Raw genomic sequence first — 19991 nt, forward strand, 5'->3', positions numbered from 1 at the left:
TTTATTCACCACTGCTGAATTTTTTGATCTGACGGCAGCGCCGAGAACATTAGTGAATAATGCTGGTGCCGATTAAGCTAATAAACTGACGTAATAGCGCAGGGTGTCCCATCCAGGTTGCGGCGGTGACCAGATTGCCGTCCTGCACGGCTTCATCATCCGTTGAGGTCACCCACGTCCCGCCGGCCATTTCAATCTCCGGTTTTAACGTAAAATATCCCGTCAGCCTTTTGTCTTTCAATATGCCTGCTGCTACCAGTACCTGTGGCCCATGACATACTGCGGCAATAGGTAATGAAAAATTATTCGCATAATGAATAATGTTCAGTACCGATTTATTCAGGCGTAAATATTCTGGCGCTCGTCCGCCGGTAATATAAACGCCGCAGTATTCCTGCATCCTGACTTCATCAAAAGATGCGTTTAAGCGAAATAAATGACCAGGTTTTTCACTATAGGTTTGATCGCCTTCAAAATCGTGAATAGCCGTTTTAATATATTCGCCACAACGTTTTCCAGGACAAACCACATCAACTCTGAAACCTAACATGCTTAATGCCTGAAAGGGCACCATGACTTCATAGTCTTCAGAGAAATCGCCTGCGAGAATCAGAACTCTTTTCATCAGCGAACTCTCAGAATGTATTTGAATCATCCTCAATAGTACGCATGGCTTCATTCACTGCGGCGACTTCACCGAATATAGCCAGCGTGGTGATATGTTGCGGGCAACTACCAAAGATTTCCGATACCGCTACGTGAGCACTTTTACTTGCCCGATCGGCGTAAAAGTACAAATCTGGTATCGGCAGCATAATCAACCCAACCGCATCGATACGCACCCGATCCAGACGGTTGCGAGACTCAGAAGGCATCCGCCGTTTCAGCATGGCCAGCGTTTCCGGCGTCGGTGCATTGATGATCCGTTTATTCATCTCTGGGTTACCCACTTTGCTTATATCAACGAATATTGAGCGCTTCGACCATCACGCAGCGACGATTTCTGGCAAATGTACGTGCGGAGGTCAGACCTTCCCCAGTTGGCCCGGCGATCGTAAAGGTGGCATGTCCTTCGCCGCCAACGCCGATGCCCGCGTAAGAAGGGCCGTTTTTCACAAAAATCGTGGTCTGGATCAGACGCGCCATTTTGGTGAGTTTTTCCACGTTAGTGGAATGCATCATTGCCGTGTGACGATTGCCATGTTCCACCTGGATGGCTAACTCAATCGCTTCATCGACGTTCTCTACCCGCACCACTGGAAGAATTGGCATCATCAGTTCATGCACGACGAACGGATGATCGCGCTCGGTTTCGATCAGCACGACTTTGATCTCTTCCGATACGCTGATGCCAATCTGCTGTAGAAGGTAACGTGCATCTTTCCCGACGAACGCCGTATTCGGCCCGGTTCCTTTTTCATTAAGCACCAGTGATTGCAGTTGCTGGATGTGCTGCTTATCGCACAGCAACCAGGCACCGCTTTTCTTCATGCAATGGATGAGATAATCCGCGACGTCATTGACGACGATGACCTCTTTTTCGGCAACGCAGGGCAGGTTGTTGTCGAAACTGCAGCCATTAATGATGTCACGCGCCGCTTTCTCAATATCGGCAGTCTCATCAACAACAGCGGGAGGATTACCGGCACCAGCGCCCACGGCCTTTTTGCCTGACGACATCACCGTTTTAACAATCGCTGGCCCACCGGTGGCGACCAGCATATTGACGCGCGGGTCGTTGATGAGGGCATTGGTGTTAGCAATTGAAGGGGTTGAAACCGTCACCACCAGGTTTGCGGGCGCGCCAAGCCGTGCCAGCTGCTGGTTAATCAACGCAATACAGTGCAGCGAGACGCGGCGAGAGCGTGGGTGAGGACTGAATACCACCGTGTTACCTGCAGCCAGCATACCGATGCTGTTATTAATGATGGTTTCCGTTGGGTTAGTGGTTGGTGTAATTGAACCGATGACACCGTAGGCGGAGTATTCGCTCAGCGTCAGGCCGCCATCGCCGCTGAGTGCGCCGGTTGTCAGATCCTCAACGCCGGGCGTTTTTTGCGCGGCGACGCGGTTCTTGACCAGCTTATCGGCATAATTCCCCATCCCCGTCTCTTCTACGGCCATGTGAGAAATGGCCTGTAGCACCGTTTCTTGTAGAAACAGCTGGCGGATGCCATCAATAAAACGGGTACGATCCTGCATTGAGCAGTGGCGATACTGACGCTGCGCGAGCTGTGCTGCCGCAATGGCTTCATCCATTGTGGCAAAGGCGCCATCACCTGACGACGAGTCGTCATCAGGTGCAGCATCGACGCGATTGGCCAGCACGCTGGCAATAATCGCATCAATGCCGTCGCGTTCGGGGGCAGCCGGTTGGGGGCTACTTTCCCGGATGTCCGGTGCGGTTTTAGTGTATTTACTCAGAACGCGAGAGACGGCCTGAGTAATTTCAAGATCGTTCATGCTCTACTTTCCTTACATCACATCGCTTCGCATGCATTGCCGTTCGCTATCAAATATACGGTGTTGTTGTCGATTTGATTGGCGCCGGATCCAGGGTAGCCAGCAGTTGCTTCCCGACCTCTCTTGCTGCAATGACCGCCTGGCGAACGGCGCCAGAGTCACCGGCAAACGTGAAGATCACCTCATTACTAAAGCTGGTGCCTTTTGCCGGGCTGGCGTATCCCACCGGCTCAATGACCGCGGCTTTTGCCGCGGCATCGGCAACAACGATACCGATAGCCGCCGGTGAGGCGCAGGTCATACCGAAGGATTTACCCAGCGGTGCGCCAAAGGCTTTGTTGAGGGCGTAGCTGGCACGGGCGGTGTACTGGAACTCCAGATGACCCGCCGGTGAACCGTAGACATCACCCATGGTACGCTCGATTTCTCCCAGTGCGACTTCGATGGCACGGCGAACGTCGGAGACATCGGAAGCGCCGAAAATAATTAAACATCCGTGCCCGCCGCCGCCTTCGGTATCGCGAGCCAGTTCAATCGACAGAATTTCACTGTTCGTCGCTTTAATGGCTTCATCGGCCGCAAAAATATGCGGGCCCGCGCCAGTACGCGCGCCAAGAATACCGATAGAACGATATTTCTTATCGATCTCCATAACGTCATGCAGCTGGTGATCAACGTTTGCAATAACCAATCCGATGGTGTGACCAAGGGCTGTACCAACAAACTCGGTTAAACCACAGCCAGCAATGCTGGCCTTGGTTTTATTATTATTGTTGGTGTCAGACTGTTTATTCATTACCTCAGATATAATCTGTTCAACAAAATTATCTCTCATGGCCAGAATCCCCAGACGTTATTAACTAACCGCTTTTGGCAGGATTTTTTCCACTTCGATATGTGGGCGAGGAATAACGTGTACGGAGACCAGTTCACCGACTTTACCCGCAGCGGCAGAACCGGCATCAGTAGCCGCTTTTACCGCACCAACGTCGCCGCGAACCATGACGGTGACCAGGCCTGAACCAATTTTTTCGTAGCCGACCAGAGTGACGTTAGCGGATTTAACCATGGTATCTGCGGCTTCAATTGCGGATACCAGACCTTTTGTTTCAACCATACCTAATGCTTCTTGTTGCATAACGACCTCAATATTTAATATAGGGGTAAGCGGTAGTCATGAATTAACCTTTGGCAGAAAATTCATGTATCTAATAAATACGTCCATCATATTATTGTGCTAAGGACAAAATGTTTTGCCCGTCAGAGAGACTTTCTTGCTGTTTGGCATTATCCCAGACAATAAAATCCTCCCTGTCAGCGATCGCAATATGTGATTCAGGCTGCGCCCTGGCATAGGGGGGAGAATGCTGCGGCATCCTGTGCAATCATTTTCTCTTCATTGGTTGGAATGACCGCCACGATGGGGGAACCGGGTTGCGAAATGACGCCTTCGCGGCCAGCAACCATCTGCTTATTTTTTGCCGCATCGAGAAGGATGCCAAACACGGACATTCTTTGTGCGGTAAGTTCACGCACCAGCGCTGAGTTTTCACCAATGCCACCGGTAAAAATAAGCGCATCAAAACGGTGTAGCGACGCGAGATGCGCGCCAAGATGGCGTGCAAGACGGTGCACCATAACGTCAATCGCAAGCGTGGCGCGAGGGTCGCCGTGGTTACGTGCGTCCTGCAAGGTTCGGCAATCGCTGGAGATGCCCGATATGCCATACAGGCCGGAGTCGTTATTGACCATGCTGTAGAGCGACTCAATGGTTTGTCCTGTACACCTGGCGATATAGGTGGCCGCACCGAAATCGAGATCCCCGCAGCGGGTGCCCATGACTAGCCCTTCAAGCGGCGTCATGCCCATTGAGGTATCGACGCTTTCGCCATTTTTTACCGCACATACCGATGAACCGTTGCCCAAATGGGCAATCAAAATGCCATGATTTGCCGGGTCGAGGTTTAAACGCGCAACGGCCTCTGCAGCGATAAAACGGTGCGAGGTACCATGAAAGCCGTATCGCCTTACCTGATACTGCTGCTGATATTCATACGGGATCGCGTAGGTATAGGCCGCGGGCGGCAGGGTCTGATGGAATGCGGTATCAAATACCGCGACCTGGGGAAGGTGCGGCAGCAGGGCCATCGCGGCTTTAATGCCCGTCAGGTTGGCGGGATTATGTAACGGGGCCAGCGCTGAGAGTTCATGAATGCGGGCTATCACGGCGTCGGTGAGCAGAACAGACTGCTTGAAATCGCTGCCGCCGTGCGCAACGCGATGGCCAATCGCGCAGACTTGCGGGAGTAGCGACGACTCGTCGAGTCTGGCGAAGAGCGTTTTTAGGGCGCAGAGGTGGCTGGACTCAGCCAGCGGCTCGGTAATCTTGCAGCCATCTGCCCCTTTAAAGGTGATGCAGGCATCTGCCAGACCGAGCTTTTCGGCGAGCCCTGAGAGCAGCGGCGTCTCTTCATTGAGCGGGAGCGCGGAAAATTTTAGTGAAGAGGAACCACAGTTAATAACCAGAACCAATGATGATAACAGCATGATATACCTGTATTTTTTGAAAGTTATTCAGGAAAAATGGTGAGCGGGAATCGTTCACGGCTAAATCGCGCGAGGGCCGCGCTGGCGATGGCGATGTCCTCATCGACGCTGCCGCCGCTGATGCCAATGGCACCCAGCAGTATGCCGTTTGACCAGCAGGGAAGGCCGCCGCCAATACCGCAGATGCCAGGTTCATGGTGCAAACCATAAAGGCTTGCACCGGGCTGGATCTGCCCGGCGAGCTGCTGTGTCGGCATTTTCAGCGCGACGGCGGTCCAGGCTTTTTGACCTGCTAGCGTATGGCTAATCAGCAGCGCATTATCCATGCTGAAAAAGTAGCGCTGCTGACCGCGGCTATCGACCAGACTGAACACAATGGGAACCGCGGACTCATCCGCTGCATCCCGGGCATATTCCGCCAGGCGCGCGGCATCCTCCAGGCTGAGCGTACGCGGTGATAGCTGAGACGAAATGGCCTGGTCAATCTGGTCGTCCAGTGCGGCGTTTGATTCAGGGGGCATGGCGTTTCCTCGCGAAGGGTTACTGACCGTTAAGATCGAGGGAGTCGACAATCCCGACGACCGCAGCATCGATGACGGAGTGTTCTTTGCTGGTACTCATGCGCGCTGAACTGCCGGTGGTGACGAGAACCGTTTCGCCATTTCCGGCACCGACGAAGTCAACGGCGACCTGCGCGGTCCCCGTCGGTTGATAGTGCTCATCCAGACGGGCGACGATCAGCAGCTTTGCGCCGTTGAGCGATGCGTGTTTGGTGGTTGACACCAGCGCACCGGTTACCTTTGCCAGATACATAAGTCCTCCTGGAGGGGTTGAACAATAACGAGATGGCGATCGCGGATTTCATCCTGGGCGGCCGGGGTAATCAGCGTGCGGCTGTCTATTTTCAGCGGTTGCCCTTGAGGATGCTGGCGTACGTCGCTGAGCGTAATCAGGGAGCGGCGCGAACGTAATTCCGGCGTCGATTCTGGTAGACCGATCACGGTAAAACCGTACTCAGTCAGCGTGCTGGCGTAGTTCATCAGGCGCGCTTTCAGGGCCGGTGGTAGCGCGGAGTGGCTGTCAGGACGGCATTCAGCATTGAGCGTGATAATGGCGGTTTTACGCGCGCTGAGCGCATGGAAAGCCCAGCGGCATACCAGATTATCGCGGATACCGAGCGCAATTTTACTCAGGCTGTTCGTTGAGAGCGCCGGGAAAAAAATGTCGTGATAAGTGCTCTGTGCTGACGATGGAGGCTGATTGTCGCAAATAACTTCCACCCCTTGCTCCGCCAGCGCTTGCAGGCAATGAGACTGTAATAAAGAGCGTCTGGCGCTGTGTGAAAATGCCATGACCAATAGGTAGCCGCAGCGTTCAAGCGCGATGAGGCACTCCAGGGTGGAGGGGAGCGTGGAGAGATCCTCTCCGCTCAAAACGACCCGCATGACTTTATTGTGGCTCTGCAGACGTCGTTTACGCTGCGCCAGCATCTCATCAATAACGGTATCCACGAGGTGAGAGAGTTGCTGCGTATCCATAGTTTCCCTTCTCAATGGCTGTGCATCGCAATGCCGAGTGGTGTGACGAGAAGCGGTTGCGGCGCCTGTACCACCCGTTTGCCCGTCGTCTGGCGAAAAACTTCAGCGAACTGATGAAAACTGCTGGCACCGCCGACCAGATAGAGCGTGTCAATGGGGTAACGGGCAACCCATTCGGCCACCAGCGAGGCCATTTTTTCGGCAACCGGGCGAACCAGCGCGAACACCTGTTCTTCATGCTCCGGCGCCTTTTTCATCTCTTCCGCTTGTGCAAAAGAGAGGCCTAGCGCACCGGCAATCACCAGCGTCATATGATTGCCGCCGGTTGGTTCATCGGCGCTAAAAACGACCTCTCCGTTCCTCAGGATGCTAATGCCGGTGGTGCCGCCGCCAACGTCAACGACGGCACCGTCGCGAATATTCAGCGCCAGGGCTGCGGCAACCGGTTCATCAACAATGTGCGTGACCTCAAATCCAGCGGCTTCCACCATGTTGACAATGACCTTCGTGTTGCCGGGGAGGATCCCCGGCGGAATGGCGGTAGCCGCGTGGGTCAGTGGCCTTCCCAGTCGCTCCTCAAGCGAGGTTTTCAGACGGCGAACCACCCGACTTGCCGCCAGAAAATCGACCACAATGCCGTCTCTCACCGCGCACGAAGGGTGACTGATGCCGGCGATGGGATTATCGTTCTCATCCACCACCACCAATGCGATATTGGCCGTTCCAGGATCGACGCCGACTTTGATATTCCCGTCGTAAGGCGCACATGCTTCGCGGCTGACCCATTCAGCCAGCGCCTGTAATCGCAGGGTTTCAGGGCTGTCAGCCATCGTGGCATTCCGTCATGGCGCGCGTGACGCAATCGCCGTTGCGTAAGCCGACGCTATTCGCTTCTTCCACGTCGATATGCATTTCCAGCACGGCATCTTCACTCACGCGTACGACAACGTGGCTGAGAACGCCGCCGCGCTGTCCCGCAACCTGGACGTCTATCTCCATACCGTCCTGCAATCCGGACTGGCGGGCCTGTATCGGGGAAATATGAATGTGCCGCCAGGCGACAATTGTCCCTTCCGTTTTTTTGATCGATCCGCGTGGCCCAATAATTTCAATGCCAGGTGAACGCTCGAGATCGCCGGACATACGGACGGGCGCTTTGACGCCCAGCGTAAAGCCATCGGAAACGGAAATTTCGATCTGGGTAGCGCGACGGAGCGGACCGAGTACGCGAACGTTGGCGAGCTGTCCTTTTGGACCGCGCAGCGTAACCGTCTCTTCGGCGGCATACTGGCCAGGCTGTTTTACCGCCTTCATGCGGGTGAGGGTAGAGCCGGATCCGAACAGGGTGTCCATATCCTCCCGGCTCAAGTGCACATGGCGATTGGAGATGCCAATCGGAATTTCCAGCGCCTGCGGCACGGGGGAAAATGGGGTACCACGTGCGGCAAGTTCTTGAATAATCTGTTGAGTAATTAGTTCGGCTTGCTGTTGGCTAGAGTTCATAACGTCAACGACCTAAAAGGGTGAATGGAGCAATATCCAGAGTATTCGCTTCTGCGAGGGGCTTTTTGCCCCGACGCAGGACTTTTTTGACGGCCCGACAATTCAAAGACAACGTTGTCCAGATTTACCCGGTGATGTCCGTCAACAGTTGCTCAATATCAGCGGCCGTTGGTCGACAAGGATTCGAGGCGGTGCAACCATCAGAGAGGGTGGCGTGAATAAGTTGCTGGTGTAATGATTCGACCTCGACACGATCTTTACCCGCTTCGCACAGGGTCGCGGGAATACCAAAATGACGATTCATTTCGCGAATGCGGTTGCTCAATGCGTTCAACGTCTGTTCTGGCGTGGCGGATTTGATGCCCATGATTGCCGCGCATTTCAGGTAACGAGGAATGGCGTGCGGCGCATGTTGAATATTCCAGTCGATGATACCCGGCAGCAACATGGCGTTAATTTTGCCGTGCGCAATATGCAGCATGCCGCCGATGGCATGCGCCATGCCGTGCACTAGCCCCAGGCCGGCGGAGTTAAATGCCATCCCCGCCATACATGATGCGTTGTGCATATGCGTTCTGGCCTGAATATCCGTTTCGTTGTGGAAGATCTCGGGGAGATGCTGCCAGACCAGCGCAATCGCTTTTTCTGCTAGCGCATCGCTGAAATCATTCGCACCACAAGAGACCAGCGCTTCAATGGCGTGCGTCAGTACATCCATACCGGTATCAACAGCGACCTGGCGTGGAACCGATAGCACCAACTGCGGATCGAGGATGGCGTAATCGGGTATCAGCTCGGCCGCTACCAGAGGATATTTCCGCCCATTTTGCGGATCGGAAATAATGGCATAAGAGGTGACTTCTGAACCGGAACCGCTGGTCGTTGGAATCGCCACCAGCGTTATCGAACAGTCCGCAAGTGATTCTTCCAGCGTGGCCTTGATGCCCTTAGCGGCGTCAAGCGATGACCCGCCGCCCAGCGCAATAATGACCTCAGGCTTAAAACGCATAAATTTTGCGGCGCCCGCCTGCAGGGTGGCGACGCTTGGATCGGGCTTGACGTCGCTAAAAATAGACACGGAGGCCTGCGGCATCTCGCTAATCAGATAGCGCGTCTTCCCCGACGTCACCATAAAATTATCCGTCACGATACCGACCTTCTTATTACCTAGCTGGCGTAATGCCTGAATCGCATTCTCGCCAAAATAGACTTTAGGAATAGAAAAAAAATCGCTCGCCATCTCTCGATCACCTTTATCCCGTCATACATCGTGCCGGGGTGTGCACGCTGCTTATAAAAAGAGAGCAAATGGTGGCATAGGCGGTAAAAAAATAAGCTAGTCATGTTTGTGCACTGACAGGATTATGTTGTTGCCGTCTTTGAAGGTGGACAAAAAAAGACAGGAGCAGCAGGGCGTTGTTGCAAATACAACACCTGCAGCAACGGCGTGTTGCAAATCCCACTCTCTGGTACTCGCGGTTAAGCATAACTGCCTGAAATACGGGGCTGTTAAAGCTGGCATAAGCATTGATATAACCTAAATGGTAAAAGATGAAACTATTCATTCCTTAATGGGATATGTATTAACATCAACGAGATATTACTTTTTACCGTGCTGATAGCATCACCCGAGACAGGATAGGGTAGCGGTGAGGTAGAGCGAGTGGTTTCCGGCGGTGCCGGGGTACTGGAGGTGAGCTTGTAGCTGAAAATATGCTGTTAACGGTCATCTGGTGGATAAACGGGTTGATAAAGGCAGTTACCGTCAACTAACCGGACTGGAAATACCGGAGAGCGAACGCTGGGAATATAAATACGATCTGGTAGACAGATATATAAATATGGGTTATCACTAACTGGGATAGCAACCAATTATCCGAATAATGCGGCTTAATAACTCAATATTTGTTATAATATCTCCATTTTCAATAAGTATAATTATTTTTTATAAATTAAGGAGATGATATTATGCCAAACTATAAAATAGGAACCGAGGATCCTTTTTCTGCTCCAGACAAAGGTGCAGGGAAATGGTGCAGTGCACCGCAAACATTACTTATGCTTTTTATGAAAAAAGAGATTGAAACAGGTCTTAAATCTGGAATCGTTGAGTTTTTTTGGGAATTGAATGAGGCATCAAGACACTTACAACATTATTTTAATAATACAGGAAAAGATCTCGCGGTTGATTTGGCTTCATTTATGGGAAAATCAATGACATTTGTTCATAAATATTCAGAGGAAAAATGTAAAGCAATAGAGTTTTGCCGGAAGTTAAAGCCTGGTGAATATTTTATTACATCATCATCAATTAACAGTGGCTATTTTCACCCCGAGGAAAGTAAAGATTTATTCTATGCCGTTGGGGGATACATTTTTTGGGGGAAAGGAAAGGTTAATATCAAAGACGATGAAAAAAAAGAGAGGAAAATAATACATCTTGATTTCGAATTTCATTTTTTCGATCGTTATAATTGGGACTCAGGAAAAAAAGTTACAATTAATGTAATAGGAAAGGATATAACTGTAACAGATCAGTTTATGGGCGATTTCCACAGACAATGTTATGCGCACGAATTTGACCTTCATGGCATTTACAAAGAATCAGTTAATGTGGAGTTATAATGAAAAAAGTTATTGCTCTACTAACAATAATTAGTATTATTTTATCTTTTTTGTGTATTTCACTTTATAAAAAAATAGATTTCCCCTATCAATTAATTAGTGTTCGTTGGTGTAATGGTATCTATAGTCAGGCTTTATATGGTGTCTACATTTATTTAGGTGATAATACTAATTCAAAAATCGAAATTAAAGGTATTGTTTATATTGGTAGTAGAAACTCGTCGGTGAATTATTCTCAGGATTTAGGTGTCATTGGCTTCGCCGATGATACAAATGACGCTGTAGATAAGTGGGGGGGGGTAATCTGCTCAGAAAAAGGCATTTTTATTGATGGGAAATCAGGTGTTCAATATTTCTTACCAAGAGATAAACTAGAAAACCATCGTTAATGAATATTGATGTGAAAACTAGAAATAACGGGCTGCAACATCAAATATGGCGGTGAGGGGGGATTGACTCGCTTCGCTCGCCCCCCTAAGTGCAATAGGCGAAAAAAAAGCCCGTACTTTCGTACGAGCTCTTTCTTAAATATGGCGGTGAGGCGGGGATTCGAACCCCGGATACGTTGCCGTATACACACTTTCCAGGCGTGCTCCTTCAGCCACTCGGACACCTCACCATATTGTTTTGCTGCTCACCGTAGGTGGTCAACGGGGCGCTACTATAGGGAGTTGACCTGAAACGGTCAAGCATAAATTCAGATTTATTTATCGTTCGGTTAAGCAATGAACACCACCCCGCCGAAAAGCGGCGGGGCGGGTGGGTTAACGCTGAGAATCAAGCTGTTCGTTGTTTTTCACGACGTCCTGCGCCTTTGCATAGCTTTCAATCAACAGCTGGTAGGCCGGGAAGATTTTGGTATACACCTCGGCCCATTCGGCGGCATCCGGGCGGTTCCAGGTACGCTGCAGTTCAGAGGCGACCGCAGCGGTATCCATTGGCACCACGCCTGCCTGCGCCACGCGGGCCAGCGTCACTTCCTGCGCCATCTTGCTGTAGGTGCCGGAAGCATCAATGACCGCAAATACTTTATAACCATCGGCGACGGCGGCAATAGCGGGGAAGGCCATGCAGACGCTGGTGATCGTCCCGGCGATAATTAACGTTTTGCGACCCGTGGCCTTCACGGCAGCCACGAACTCCGGGTTATCCCAGGCGTTGATTTCACCTTTACGCGCAATATAGTGCGCATGCGGTGCATTTTCGTGAATCTCCGGGATCAGCGGGCCGTTCGGACCTTGCGGCACTGAGGCGGTGGTGATCACCGGCAGTCCGGCAAGCGTCGCCATTTTCGCCAGTGCCGCAGCGCGAGCGCGCAGCTCTGGCATCGGCATATCGCCCACCGTCTGGAACAGGCCGCTCTGATGGTCGATTAACAGCATCACCGCATCGTTAACATCAATCACTGGACGCGCGCCGTTGAAATTTGCTGGAGTAGACATGTTATTCACCTCTGTATTATCAGATTTGACCAAAGCGGCCGGAGTTAAAATCGCGAATGGCTTCGTCGATTTCGGTTTTACTGTTCATCACGAAGGGGCCATAGCCCACAATCGGTTCGTTGAGCGGCGCGCCTGCCAGCACCAGCACTTTGGCGTCGCTGCCGGCGTGCAGATGAACGCGCTTACCTTCCTGGCTGAGTACCACTAGCTGCGCTTCCTGAGCGGGAGTTTCGCCATTTACCGTGACGCTACCTTCCAGCACCACCAGGGCAGTGCTCCAGCCGTCAGGCTGCTCGAAAGAGACCTCTTTATCTTCCTGAAGCTGCATATCCCAGACGTTCAGCGGTGAGAAGGTGTTGGCCGGGCCCGTCGCCTCCTGGTAGTGACCGGCAATCACCCGCAGCGATCCGCTGTTATCCGGCAGCTCTACCGTTGGAATAGCGGCGGCTTCAATACTCTGGTAGCCCGGCGCGGTCATCTTGTCCTTCGCTGGCAGATTGACCCACAGCTGGATCATCTTCAGTTCGCCGCCGCGACGGGCAAACTCCGCCGAGTGAAATTCCTGATGCAGAATGCCGGAGCCTGCGGTCATCCACTGCACGTCACCCGGGCCAATCACGCCGCCTTTACCGGTGGAATCCCGATGCTCTACTTCCCCGGCGTAGACGATAGTGACCGTCTCGAACCCACGGTGTGGATGTTCTCCCACCCCGCGCTTCGCGCCGTCTGCCGGGAAGCTGTATGGCCCGGCATAGTCGAGCAGCAGGAAAGGACTCAGGCTTTCACCGTGCGACTGATAGGAAAATAACGAACGAACCGGGAAGCCATCACCCACCCAGTGCGGACGTGGCGCGGTATAAACACCCGTAATCTGTTTCATTTGTTTCTCCTGCGTAGTGAGCTTTGATGTGGATTAGCTTATATTCAGATGTAATGGCTCGGTAGATAGCAGAAATGACCTACACTGTTGCAAAAATAGAACGATGAGGTGGTGATGCAGGATCTCAATGATTTCGCGTGGTTTGTTCACGTGGTGGACAACGGCGGCTTCGCTGCGGCGGGGCGCGCGCTGGATATGCCAAAGTCAAAGCTCAGCCGACGCATTGCGCAACTGGAAGAGCAGCTTGGGGTGCGGCTGATCCAGCGCACCACCCGGCAGTTCACGGTGACGGAAGTTGGGCAGACGTTTTATCAACACTGTAAAGCGATGTTGATTGAGGCGGAGGCAGCGCAGGAGGCGATTGCTGTGCTCCAGGCAGAGCCGAGAGGCTGCGTGAAGCTGACCTGCCCGGTCACGCTGTTGCATGTGCACGTTGGACCGATGCTGGCGCGCTTTATGGTGCGTTATCCGGGCGTGCAGATTCAGCTTGAAGCGACAAACCGACGGGTGGATCTGGTGGCGGAGGGGATTGATGTGGCGATTCGCGTCAGGCCGCGTCCTTTTGATGACAGCGACCTGGTGATGCGGGTACTGGCGGACCGCGGTCACTGTCTCGTCGCCAGCCCGTCGCTGGTGGCGACGATGGGCAAGCCGCAGGTGCCGGACGAACTCAGTCGCTGGCCGGGGTTAAGCATGTCGGCAGGTAAGCATGTGCATCGCTGGTCGCTACATGGCCCGGATGGCGCAAAGGCTGAGGTGCACTTTACACCACGGCTGACGACCAGCGATATGCTGGCGCTGCGTGAGGCGGCGGTGGCGGGTGTCGGGGTGGTGCAGCTGCCGATCCTGATGGCGAGAGAACAGCTGGCCAATGGATCGCTGGTGCGTGTGCTCGATGATTGGGAACCGAAGCGGGAGGTGATTCACGCGGTCTTCCCGTCACGGCGAGGGCTGCTGCCTGCGGTGCGCGCGCTGGTGGATTTCCTCAGCGAGGAGTATGCGCTGATGATCGAAGAGTGAATTTACATTTCATTTACAATCGCGTGCGGGTTGTGCTATTGATGCTCCGTTGCTCTTTTTCGACGGTCTGAGACACGCCGCAGGTAAATGATGAATTCACATAATGTTCCTATGGATATCCCGCCAGCGCTTGCCGAACAGGCGCTTGAAAAAATGGGTTTTCGCGCTTATCCGGCGGTTAGTGAGTCTGGGTTGGGGCAGATTTACCAGGCGTGGTGCCGTTCCGTGCCGTTCGACAATATTCGTAAACGAATCCAGGTATCGCAGGGCATTCAGGGCGCCTTACCGGGCTTTACGCCGGAGGATTTTTTTTCGCACTGGCTGCGATTTGGCACCGGCGGCACCTGCTGGGCGAGCCACGGCGCGCTGTATGCGCTGCTGAAAGCCGTGGGGTTCCCGGTACAATTTGGCCTGTCAACGATGCGTTCACCGCGTCCGGTAAGTGCGGACTCCCCTGGGCACGGCACATTGTTTGTTCGTTTGGATAATACCCTTTTTATTGTCGACACCACGATGCTTCACGGCCAGCCGTTACCGTTGCAGGCCTGGCACTCCACGCATCCGGTATGGGGCACGCGGGTGCACCGTGATGAGGGATTCTGGTGTGTGAACTGGAAGCCACTGGGTCGTTCACGCATAGACTGCCAACTGCTGGAGATGGATGCTGCCGTAACGGAATACCCGCAGAGACATGAACGCAGTCGCCACAGCAGTCGCTTTGACGGCGCGCTACTGATTCGTCTGGCGGGTCATGATTCGATTACCGGGATAGTAAAAGGTGAAAAGGTTTTCAGAGAGGCCAGAGGGAAGGAGACGTTTGAGACGTTATCGCACCGTCAGCAAAAGGCACTGCTGGTGGAGCGGTTTGGTATTGCGGAAGAGATTGCGGCACAGGTACCGGTGGATGAGGTGCCACGGTAACCAGAACGCGGAAAATATTAAAAGAGATATTCGACGTTATTCTGTTTGTACTATTACATCTAACAAATTGTGACTAATTATCTTGATGATATATTTTAAAATGTGTCATCCGGATAACGTTGTTATTTTTACTATTTCAGTGGGTCATAAATAAGCATCTCATTGAATCTCTGTTTATACTTTTTATGAGGGATAACTCTAAGCTCGAGAGGTTGAATATTTGTCCGGTAAAAATAATGAACTTACGATGGGTTATACTCTGGGTATCGCTGTATGCCGTACTGTGGACTATCGTCACGGTATCACTCGATCCCGCGGTGCCCTATGATGCCGTAGAGGCACTAAATTGGGCGCAAAACGCCGAATGGGGCTCGCCAAAAAATCCGTGGCTGGTCGGCCTGGTCATGCAGCCTGCACTCCATTTACCCGCGCATATTTACTGGTATGCTGCGCATTTTCTTGCCATCGCAATAGGGATGGTCGGCAGTTGGGTATTTGCACACAGGCTTACTGGCAGCGAAAAGCTGGCCTGGGTGGCATTGTTAACCCTTAATTTATCAGGGTTAATTAACTTTGATATCATTAGCTACAACGATAATTATCTGCTGGTGATGCTATGGCCGTGGATGATGTATTGCTATCTACAGGCTATTAGCCGAAGCCCGTATTGGTGGCTTGCCTTTGCTCTATTGGCCGGACTGGCAACCATGTCAAAATATTCTACGTTGATTCTGGTCGGGTCTGTTTTTCTCTCAACGCTTGTTGTGGCGGATATTCGTCGCTGTTATCGGCATATTGTCTGGTATTGTGCGTTAGCATTAGGCGTACTGTTAATTACCCCTAATATCCTGTGGCTACAGGCGCATAACTTTGCTGCGCTACATTGGGTAAATTCAGAAATGCACCCAGGGATTAATCCGGGGCTTTTTACCTGCTTAATATCCATTTTTTACCCCCTGCTTATTTCTGGCGCTATTCTCTATTTTTGTGGCGTGCGCTTACGCTGGCCTGCGTCATGGGAGGGGCGGGTGGTGCTGGGAGTCTATCTGATTCCGCTGACAGCGCTTTGCTGTTGGTTTTTCTTCTTCAACAGCGGCAGATTAACCGAATGGCTGCAGCCTTTTTTCATTCTGGCACCGGCGCTGATGGTCAGCTGCGTCAACCAAACGTCCGTCATCGTTCCACGCGCCGCGTTTGTAACCTTGTTCAGCGCTGCACTGCTGGTCCTTGCGGGTTACTGTGGTGTGATGTACGCCAACGTGGCTAATGCGAGGCAGAAGATGAGCGGTGTTATCCCGTTCAGCGATACGGTAAACCGTCTCTGGTTCCAACGCTATGGTACTCCACTGAAGTATGTCGGCGGGGAACGTCTGGCAGAATGGCTTACGTTTTATGTCCCCTCCAGACCCAAAATCATCACTAAATGGAACAATGCCACGCAGCCAAATATCTACAGCACGGATATTAGCCGCGCGCAGTTGTTGCATGATGGTGTTGCGCTGATTGGCCGCGTGGGGGTGGCATGTTCCACGGAACATTTTGGTACGGCTCTACAGGCGTGGCCGCATATGCACATTGATATAAAGATACCGATCGATTTCCAGACGGACCCGTCTCATGACGTTCAGACCGTTTGTATTGGCTTTGTGCGTCCGGTGGGGTGAGGAGCGATTCCCGGCGGCGCTGCGCTTGGCCGGGCTACGGTTTGAATGTAGCCCGGGGTCGGCGGTATTGGTGCTGGCCCTGTGCAATAGGCGAAAAAAAAAGCCCGTACTTTCGTACGAGCTCTTTCTCAAATATGGCGGTGAGGCGGGGATTCGAACCCCGGATACGTTGCCGTATACACACTTTCCAGGCGTGCTCCTTCAGCCACTCGGACACCTCACCATATTGTTGTCCCGTGTTGCTGGGACGAGCGCTAATGTAGGGAAAAGGCTCCTCACCGTCAATAAACTTTTTAAAAAAATCGTGCGTTTACACAAACTTCAACCAACATGCTTCTTAAACAGACATAAATCGTATTTTTTGCGATCGCCTCCGCATTTTCCGGGACAGGTAAAAGAAATTTGTTATTCTGTTAAACCACAAAAATAATCAAAAACAGCGCCGATCCATACCGGTAACGGCGCACTGAGCAGGAGTCATTATGGAGATCATCTTTTATCACCCCACGTTTGATACCCCTTATTGGATTGCCGAGCTAAGCAAATTGCTGCCGAATGCCCGCATTCGCGGCTGGCAGCGTGGCGATGATGCGCCTGCCGACTACGCGCTGGTGTGGCATCCGCCGGTGGAAATGCTGCAAGGCCGCAGTCTTAAAGCCGTGTTCGCTCTGGGGGCTGGCGTTGACTCGATTCTCAGCAAGCTCAAGGCGCATCCGGAAATGCTGCCGGAATCTATCCCGCTCTTTCGCCTGGAAGATACCGGTATGGGCATCCAAATGCAGGAGTATGCGGTAAGCCAGGTGCTGCACTGGTTCCGTCGCTTTGATGACTATCAGGCGCTGCAGCGTCAGTCCAGCTGGCAGCCACTGGCGGATTACACCCACGACGAATTTACCGTCGGTATTATGGGCGCGGGCGTGCTGGGTTCAAAAGTGGCCGAGAGCCTGCTGGCGTGGGGCTTCCCGGTTCGCTGCTGGAGCCGTAGCCGTAAGGAATGGCCGCAGGTGACGAGTTTTGCCGGGGAAAATGAGCTGAATGAATTCTTACAAGGGACGCGAGTGCTGATTAACCTGCTGCCTAACACTGCGGAGACGGTGGGGATTATTAACCGTCAGAATCTGTCCCAACTCCCGGATAATAGCTATGTGCTGAACCTGGCGCGCGGCGTTCACGTTGTGGAAGACGATCTGCTGGCAGCACTCGACGACGGCAAGCTGAAGGCGGCGATGCTCGACGTCTTTAGCCGTGAGCCGCTGCCGCAGGAAAGCCCGCTCTGGCAGCATCCGCGCGTAACGATGACGCCTCATGTTGCCGCCGTGACTCGCCCTAAAGAGGCGATTGCCTATATTGCCCGGACTATCACGCAGCTTGAGCGCGGTGAACAGCCAAGCGGGCAGGTCGATCGCGTGCGCGGCTATTGATGTCCCTGGCTAATAAACACGAGGGTTTCCTGCTATCCTTGGCTTACCACGAGAAAGGAGAATGTGATGTATCCTGTTGACCTACATATGCACACCGTTGCCAGCACGCATGCCTACAGTACGCTGCACGACTATATCGCCGAGGCGAAGCGCAAGGGAATTAAACTCTTCGCCATCACCGATCACGGCCCGGATATGGCCGATGCCCCGCACTACTGGCACTTCGTGAACATGCGCATCTGGCCGCGTATTGTTGATGGGGTCGGGATCCTGCGCGGTATCGAGTCGAATATCAAAAACACCGCGGGCGAGATTGACTGCTCTGGGCCGATGCTGACATCGCTCGATTTTATCATTGCCGGTTTTCATGAGCCGGTTTTTGCGCCGCAGGATAAGGCGACGCATACCGAGGCGATGATTGCGGCAATGGCCAGCGGCCACGTTCATATGATTAGTCACCCGGGTAACCCGAAATTCCCGGTTGATATTCCGGCTATCGCAGCAGCAGCAGCGAAGTATCATGTGGCGCTGGAAATTAATAACTCTTCCTTTGTGAGTTCGCGCATCGGCAGTGAGAGCAACTGCCGCGCTATTGCTGCAGCCGTGCGCGATGCGGGTGGGTGGCTGGCGCTGGGCTCTGATTCACACACCGCCTTTACGCTGGGTGAATTTACCGAATGCCAGAAGATCCTTGACGCCGTGGAGTTCCCACAGGATAGGATCCTTAACGTCACCCCACGACGTTTCCTGAATTTCCTTGAATCGCGCGGTATGCCGCCGATTCCTGAATTTGCTGAATTTTAATGACTGAATGGATTAACCAATGAACGAGTTTTCAATCATCTGCCGCGTGCTTGGCTCGCTGTACTATCGTCAACCGCAGGACCCACTGCTGGTGCCGCTGTTTACCGTGATTCGCGACGGTAAACTGGCCGCGGACTGGCCACTGGAGCAGAATGAACTGCTGGCTCGTCTGCAAAAAAGCTGTGATATCCAGCAGATTGCCGCTGACTATAATGCGCTGTTCGTGGGTGATGACTGCAGCGTTTCACCGTGCCGTAGCGCGTGGGTAGAAGGGGCGACGGAGGCGGAAGTTCGCACTTTTCTGACCGAATGGGGAATGCCGTTAGGGGACAGCCCAGCTGACCAGATCGGTACGTTGCTGCTGGCAGCTTCCTGGCTGGAAGACAAAGCGGAAGATGACGATACCGAAGCACTGGAAACCTTGTTCGGTGAGTTTATTCTGCCGTGGTTTGAAAGTTTCCTTGGCAAGGTTGAAGCCCACGCCACCACTGCGTTCTGGCGTACGATGGCACCGCTAACGCGTGAAGCCATTGCTGCGATGTGGGACGAACTGCAGGAAAGTGAAGAAGAGTGATTTAAATCACATATTCTATGCAACTGAAATAAAGATCATGAGCAATCTGTGCTCATGATCTCATCAAAAAGCCAGGCATCTGCTAAGATGCTCGCCATGAACGTTATCTTCGCTATTGCAATCACAACAGGCATTCTCTCCGGTCTTTGGGGATGGGTTGCCGTGTCTCTGGGTTTACTGAGCTGGGCCGGATTCTTAGGCTGTACGGCTTATTTCGCCTGCCCGCATGATGGGCTGAAAGCGTTGGCTATTTCTGCCTGTACGACAATGAGCGGTGTCATCTGGGCACTGGTTATTATCTATGGCAGCGCGCTGGCTCCCCATCTGGAAATTTTGGGTTACGTCGTGACGGGTATTGTCGCGTTCCTGATGTGTATCCAGGCGAAGCAGCTGCTGCTCTCGTTTGTCCCGGGTACTTTTATTGGTGCCTGCGCCACTTTTGCGGGGCAGGGGAACTGGCGTCTGGTCGTTTCGTCGTTGGCTGTGGGGTTGATCTTCGGCTATGCGATGAAAAACAGTGGGCTGTGGTTGGCGAATCGTAAAGCGAAAGCGGAACCGTCGAACGAATCGGCGCTGTAGTAGACCTATT

Annotated in this window: 23 protein-coding genes and 2 tRNA genes; 9 read left to right on the forward strand and 16 right to left on the reverse strand. The window is 52.7% G+C overall.

Features of this window, described 5'->3' with window-relative positions; all coding sequences use genetic code 11:
* Nucleotides 1-49: 49 nt before the first annotated feature.
* The 12 genes from AB2B48_RS02560 to AB2B48_RS02615 all read right to left on the reverse strand — a co-directional run bounded on the left by AB2B48_RS02560 (nt 50) and on the right by AB2B48_RS02615 (nt 9291).
* Entirely contained in the window at nt 50-625 is a 576-nt protein-coding gene (locus AB2B48_RS02560; protein ID WP_220439870.1) for a DJ-1/PfpI family protein, read from the reverse strand.
* A 10-nt stretch (nt 626-635) separates the two neighbouring features.
* Nucleotides 636-935 carry a BMC domain-containing protein gene (locus AB2B48_RS02565; RefSeq protein WP_220439871.1) on the reverse strand — a complete coding sequence of 100 codons (300 nt, stop codon included), beginning with the start codon at nt 933-935 and terminating at the stop codon, nt 636-638.
* Nucleotides 936-960: 25 nt separating this feature from the next.
* Entirely contained in the window at nt 961-2463 is a 1503-nt protein-coding gene (locus AB2B48_RS02570; protein ID WP_368300719.1) for an aldehyde dehydrogenase family protein, read from the reverse strand.
* A 49-nt stretch (nt 2464-2512) separates the two neighbouring features.
* Nucleotides 2513-3298: a propanediol utilization microcompartment protein PduB gene (gene pduB / locus AB2B48_RS02575; protein ID WP_368300720.1), complete on the reverse strand. Its 786-nt coding sequence runs from the start codon at nt 3296-3298 to the stop codon at nt 2513-2515.
* A gap of 21 nt (nt 3299-3319) precedes the next feature.
* Nucleotides 3320-3601: a propanediol utilization system shell hexameric protein GrpH gene (gene grpH, locus AB2B48_RS02580; protein ID WP_004863596.1), complete on the reverse strand. Its 282-nt coding sequence runs from the start codon at nt 3599-3601 to the stop codon at nt 3320-3322.
* 197 nt (nt 3602-3798) lie between these two features.
* A complete protein-coding gene (gene tdcD, locus AB2B48_RS02585; RefSeq protein WP_368300721.1) occupies nt 3799-5010 on the reverse strand; it encodes a propionate kinase in 1212 nt (403 codons plus the stop codon).
* A 23-nt stretch (nt 5011-5033) separates the two neighbouring features.
* Entirely contained in the window at nt 5034-5531 is a 498-nt protein-coding gene (locus AB2B48_RS02590) for a GlcG/HbpS family heme-binding protein (protein ID WP_368300722.1), read from the reverse strand.
* Nucleotides 5532-5550: 19 nt separating this feature from the next.
* A complete protein-coding gene (locus tag AB2B48_RS02595; protein ID WP_220439876.1) occupies nt 5551-5823 on the reverse strand; it encodes a EutN/CcmL family microcompartment protein in 273 nt (90 codons plus the stop codon).
* Nucleotides 5805-6548: a hypothetical protein gene (locus AB2B48_RS02600; RefSeq protein ID WP_220439877.1), complete on the reverse strand. Its 744-nt coding sequence runs from the start codon at nt 6546-6548 to the stop codon at nt 5805-5807. Before AB2B48_RS02600 ends, AB2B48_RS02595 begins: the two co-directional genes overlap by 19 nt.
* An 11-nt stretch (nt 6549-6559) precedes the next feature.
* The gene (gene eutJ, locus AB2B48_RS02605; protein ID WP_368300723.1) at nt 6560-7378 is read right to left on the reverse strand and encodes an ethanolamine utilization protein EutJ; all 819 of its coding nucleotides are present in this window, start codon (nt 7376-7378) and stop codon (nt 6560-6562) included.
* A complete protein-coding gene (locus tag AB2B48_RS02610; RefSeq protein WP_368300724.1) occupies nt 7371-8051 on the reverse strand; it encodes a phosphate propanoyltransferase in 681 nt (226 codons plus the stop codon). The genes eutJ and AB2B48_RS02610 overlap by 8 nt, the downstream gene beginning before the upstream one ends.
* A 124-nt stretch (nt 8052-8175) precedes the next feature.
* On the reverse strand, nt 8176-9291 hold the full coding sequence (locus AB2B48_RS02615) for a 1-propanol dehydrogenase PduQ (protein ID WP_220439880.1): 1116 nt from the start codon (nt 9289-9291) through the stop codon (nt 8176-8178).
* Between the two features lie 728 nt (nt 9292-10019).
* Here AB2B48_RS02615 and AB2B48_RS02620 point away from each other — a divergent pair.
* Both AB2B48_RS02620 and AB2B48_RS02625 read left to right on the forward strand, forming a co-directional pair.
* Nucleotides 10020-10676: a hypothetical protein gene (locus tag AB2B48_RS02620; RefSeq protein WP_368300725.1), complete on the forward strand. Its 657-nt coding sequence runs from the start codon at nt 10020-10022 to the stop codon at nt 10674-10676.
* Nucleotides 10676-11065, forward strand: a complete 390-nt coding sequence (locus AB2B48_RS02625) for a hypothetical protein (RefSeq protein ID WP_368300726.1) — start codon at nt 10676-10678, stop codon at nt 11063-11065. The genes AB2B48_RS02620 and AB2B48_RS02625 overlap by 1 nt, the downstream gene beginning before the upstream one ends.
* Before the next feature lie 142 nt (nt 11066-11207).
* Here AB2B48_RS02625 and AB2B48_RS02630 read toward each other — a convergent pair.
* From AB2B48_RS02630 to AB2B48_RS02640, 3 genes are all read right to left on the reverse strand, one after another.
* Nucleotides 11208-11295: transfer RNA gene (locus AB2B48_RS02630), tRNA-Ser, on the reverse strand.
* Nucleotides 11296-11440: 145 nt separating this feature from the next.
* Nucleotides 11441-12118 carry an isochorismatase family protein gene (locus AB2B48_RS02635; RefSeq protein WP_185666454.1) on the reverse strand — a complete coding sequence of 226 codons (678 nt, stop codon included), beginning with the start codon at nt 12116-12118 and terminating at the stop codon, nt 11441-11443.
* A 19-nt stretch (nt 12119-12137) separates the two neighbouring features.
* Complete coding sequence (locus tag AB2B48_RS02640) at nt 12138-12998, reverse strand: pirin family protein (RefSeq protein WP_368300727.1); 861 nt, start codon at nt 12996-12998, stop codon at nt 12138-12140.
* 108 nt (nt 12999-13106) lie between these two features.
* Between AB2B48_RS02640 and AB2B48_RS02645 the strand changes: the two genes are divergently transcribed.
* The 3 genes from AB2B48_RS02645 to AB2B48_RS02655 all read left to right on the forward strand — a co-directional run bounded on the left by AB2B48_RS02645 (nt 13107) and on the right by AB2B48_RS02655 (nt 16603).
* On the forward strand, nt 13107-14018 hold the full coding sequence (locus AB2B48_RS02645; protein WP_368300728.1) for a LysR family transcriptional regulator: 912 nt from the start codon (nt 13107-13109) through the stop codon (nt 14016-14018).
* Nucleotides 14019-14129: 111 nt separating this feature from the next.
* A complete protein-coding gene (locus AB2B48_RS02650; protein WP_368300729.1) occupies nt 14130-14939 on the forward strand; it encodes an arylamine N-acetyltransferase family protein in 810 nt (269 codons plus the stop codon).
* A gap of 236 nt (nt 14940-15175) precedes the next feature.
* Nucleotides 15176-16603 (forward strand): glycosyltransferase family 39 protein, encoded by a 1428-nt coding sequence (locus AB2B48_RS02655; protein WP_368300730.1) that lies wholly within the window; start codon nt 15176-15178, stop codon nt 16601-16603.
* A gap of 135 nt (nt 16604-16738) precedes the next feature.
* Here the strand turns inward: AB2B48_RS02655 and AB2B48_RS02660 are convergent.
* Nucleotides 16739-16826 (reverse strand) — tRNA-Ser (locus tag AB2B48_RS02660).
* Between the two features lie 259 nt (nt 16827-17085).
* Between AB2B48_RS02660 and ghrA the strand changes: the two genes are divergently transcribed.
* The 4 genes from ghrA to AB2B48_RS02680 all read left to right on the forward strand — a co-directional run bounded on the left by ghrA (nt 17086) and on the right by AB2B48_RS02680 (nt 19981).
* The gene (ghrA, locus tag AB2B48_RS02665) at nt 17086-18024 is read left to right on the forward strand and encodes a glyoxylate/hydroxypyruvate reductase GhrA (protein WP_368300731.1); all 939 of its coding nucleotides are present in this window, start codon (nt 17086-17088) and stop codon (nt 18022-18024) included.
* 66 nt (nt 18025-18090) lie between these two features.
* The gene (locus AB2B48_RS02670) at nt 18091-18828 is read left to right on the forward strand and encodes a phosphatase (RefSeq protein WP_220439888.1); all 738 of its coding nucleotides are present in this window, start codon (nt 18091-18093) and stop codon (nt 18826-18828) included.
* A 19-nt stretch (nt 18829-18847) separates the two neighbouring features.
* Nucleotides 18848-19402 (forward strand): TorD/DmsD family molecular chaperone, encoded by a 555-nt coding sequence (locus AB2B48_RS02675; protein WP_185666448.1) that lies wholly within the window; start codon nt 18848-18850, stop codon nt 19400-19402.
* Nucleotides 19403-19498: 96 nt separating this feature from the next.
* Nucleotides 19499-19981, forward strand: a complete 483-nt coding sequence (locus AB2B48_RS02680) for a DUF1097 domain-containing protein (protein ID WP_185666744.1) — start codon at nt 19499-19501, stop codon at nt 19979-19981.
* Nucleotides 19982-19991 lie beyond the last annotated feature (10 nt).

Source organism: Kluyvera sichuanensis, assembly GCF_040930405.1.
GTDB classification, from domain to species: Bacteria; Pseudomonadota; Gammaproteobacteria; order Enterobacterales; family Enterobacteriaceae; genus Kluyvera; species Kluyvera sichuanensis.

Coding starts and splice junctions, on each gene's coding strand:
- AB2B48_RS02650 (WP_368300729.1), top strand. CDS start 14,130: ATGGATATCCCGCCAGCGCTTGCCGAACAGGCGCTTGAAAAAATGGGT.
- AB2B48_RS02640 (WP_368300727.1), bottom strand. CDS start 12,998: ATGAAACAGATTACGGGTGTTTATACCGCGCCACGTCCGCACTGGGTG.
- AB2B48_RS02590 (WP_368300722.1), bottom strand. CDS start 5,531: ATGCCCCCTGAATCAAACGCCGCACTGGACGACCAGATTGACCAGGCC.
- eutJ (WP_368300723.1), bottom strand. CDS start 7,378: ATGGCTGACAGCCCTGAAACCCTGCGATTACAGGCGCTGGCTGAATGG.
- AB2B48_RS02600 (WP_220439877.1), bottom strand. CDS start 6,548: ATGGATACGCAGCAACTCTCTCACCTCGTGGATACCGTTATTGATGAG.
- AB2B48_RS02635 (WP_185666454.1), bottom strand. CDS start 12,118: ATGTCTACTCCAGCAAATTTCAACGGCGCGCGTCCAGTGATTGATGTT.
- AB2B48_RS02620 (WP_368300725.1), top strand. CDS start 10,020: ATGCCAAACTATAAAATAGGAACCGAGGATCCTTTTTCTGCTCCAGAC.
- AB2B48_RS02570 (WP_368300719.1), bottom strand. CDS start 2,463: ATGAACGATCTTGAAATTACTCAGGCCGTCTCTCGCGTTCTGAGTAAA.
- AB2B48_RS02610 (WP_368300724.1), bottom strand. CDS start 8,051: ATGAACTCTAGCCAACAGCAAGCCGAACTAATTACTCAACAGATTATT.
- ghrA (WP_368300731.1), top strand. CDS start 17,086: ATGGAGATCATCTTTTATCACCCCACGTTTGATACCCCTTATTGGATT.
- AB2B48_RS02655 (WP_368300730.1), top strand. CDS start 15,176: ATGAACTTACGATGGGTTATACTCTGGGTATCGCTGTATGCCGTACTG.
- grpH (WP_004863596.1), bottom strand. CDS start 3,601: ATGCAACAAGAAGCATTAGGTATGGTTGAAACAAAAGGTCTGGTATCC.
- pduB (WP_368300720.1), bottom strand. CDS start 3,298: ATGAGAGATAATTTTGTTGAACAGATTATATCTGAGGTAATGAATAAA.
- tdcD (WP_368300721.1), bottom strand. CDS start 5,010: ATGCTGTTATCATCATTGGTTCTGGTTATTAACTGTGGTTCCTCTTCA.
- AB2B48_RS02625 (WP_368300726.1), top strand. CDS start 10,676: ATGAAAAAAGTTATTGCTCTACTAACAATAATTAGTATTATTTTATCT.
- AB2B48_RS02560 (WP_220439870.1), bottom strand. CDS start 625: ATGAAAAGAGTTCTGATTCTCGCAGGCGATTTCTCTGAAGACTATGAA.
- AB2B48_RS02675 (WP_185666448.1), top strand. CDS start 18,848: ATGAACGAGTTTTCAATCATCTGCCGCGTGCTTGGCTCGCTGTACTAT.
- AB2B48_RS02595 (WP_220439876.1), bottom strand. CDS start 5,823: ATGTATCTGGCAAAGGTAACCGGTGCGCTGGTGTCAACCACCAAACAC.
- AB2B48_RS02565 (WP_220439871.1), bottom strand. CDS start 935: ATGAATAAACGGATCATCAATGCACCGACGCCGGAAACGCTGGCCATG.
- AB2B48_RS02680 (WP_185666744.1), top strand. CDS start 19,499: ATGAACGTTATCTTCGCTATTGCAATCACAACAGGCATTCTCTCCGGT.
- AB2B48_RS02670 (WP_220439888.1), top strand. CDS start 18,091: ATGTATCCTGTTGACCTACATATGCACACCGTTGCCAGCACGCATGCC.
- AB2B48_RS02615 (WP_220439880.1), bottom strand. CDS start 9,291: ATGGCGAGCGATTTTTTTTCTATTCCTAAAGTCTATTTTGGCGAGAAT.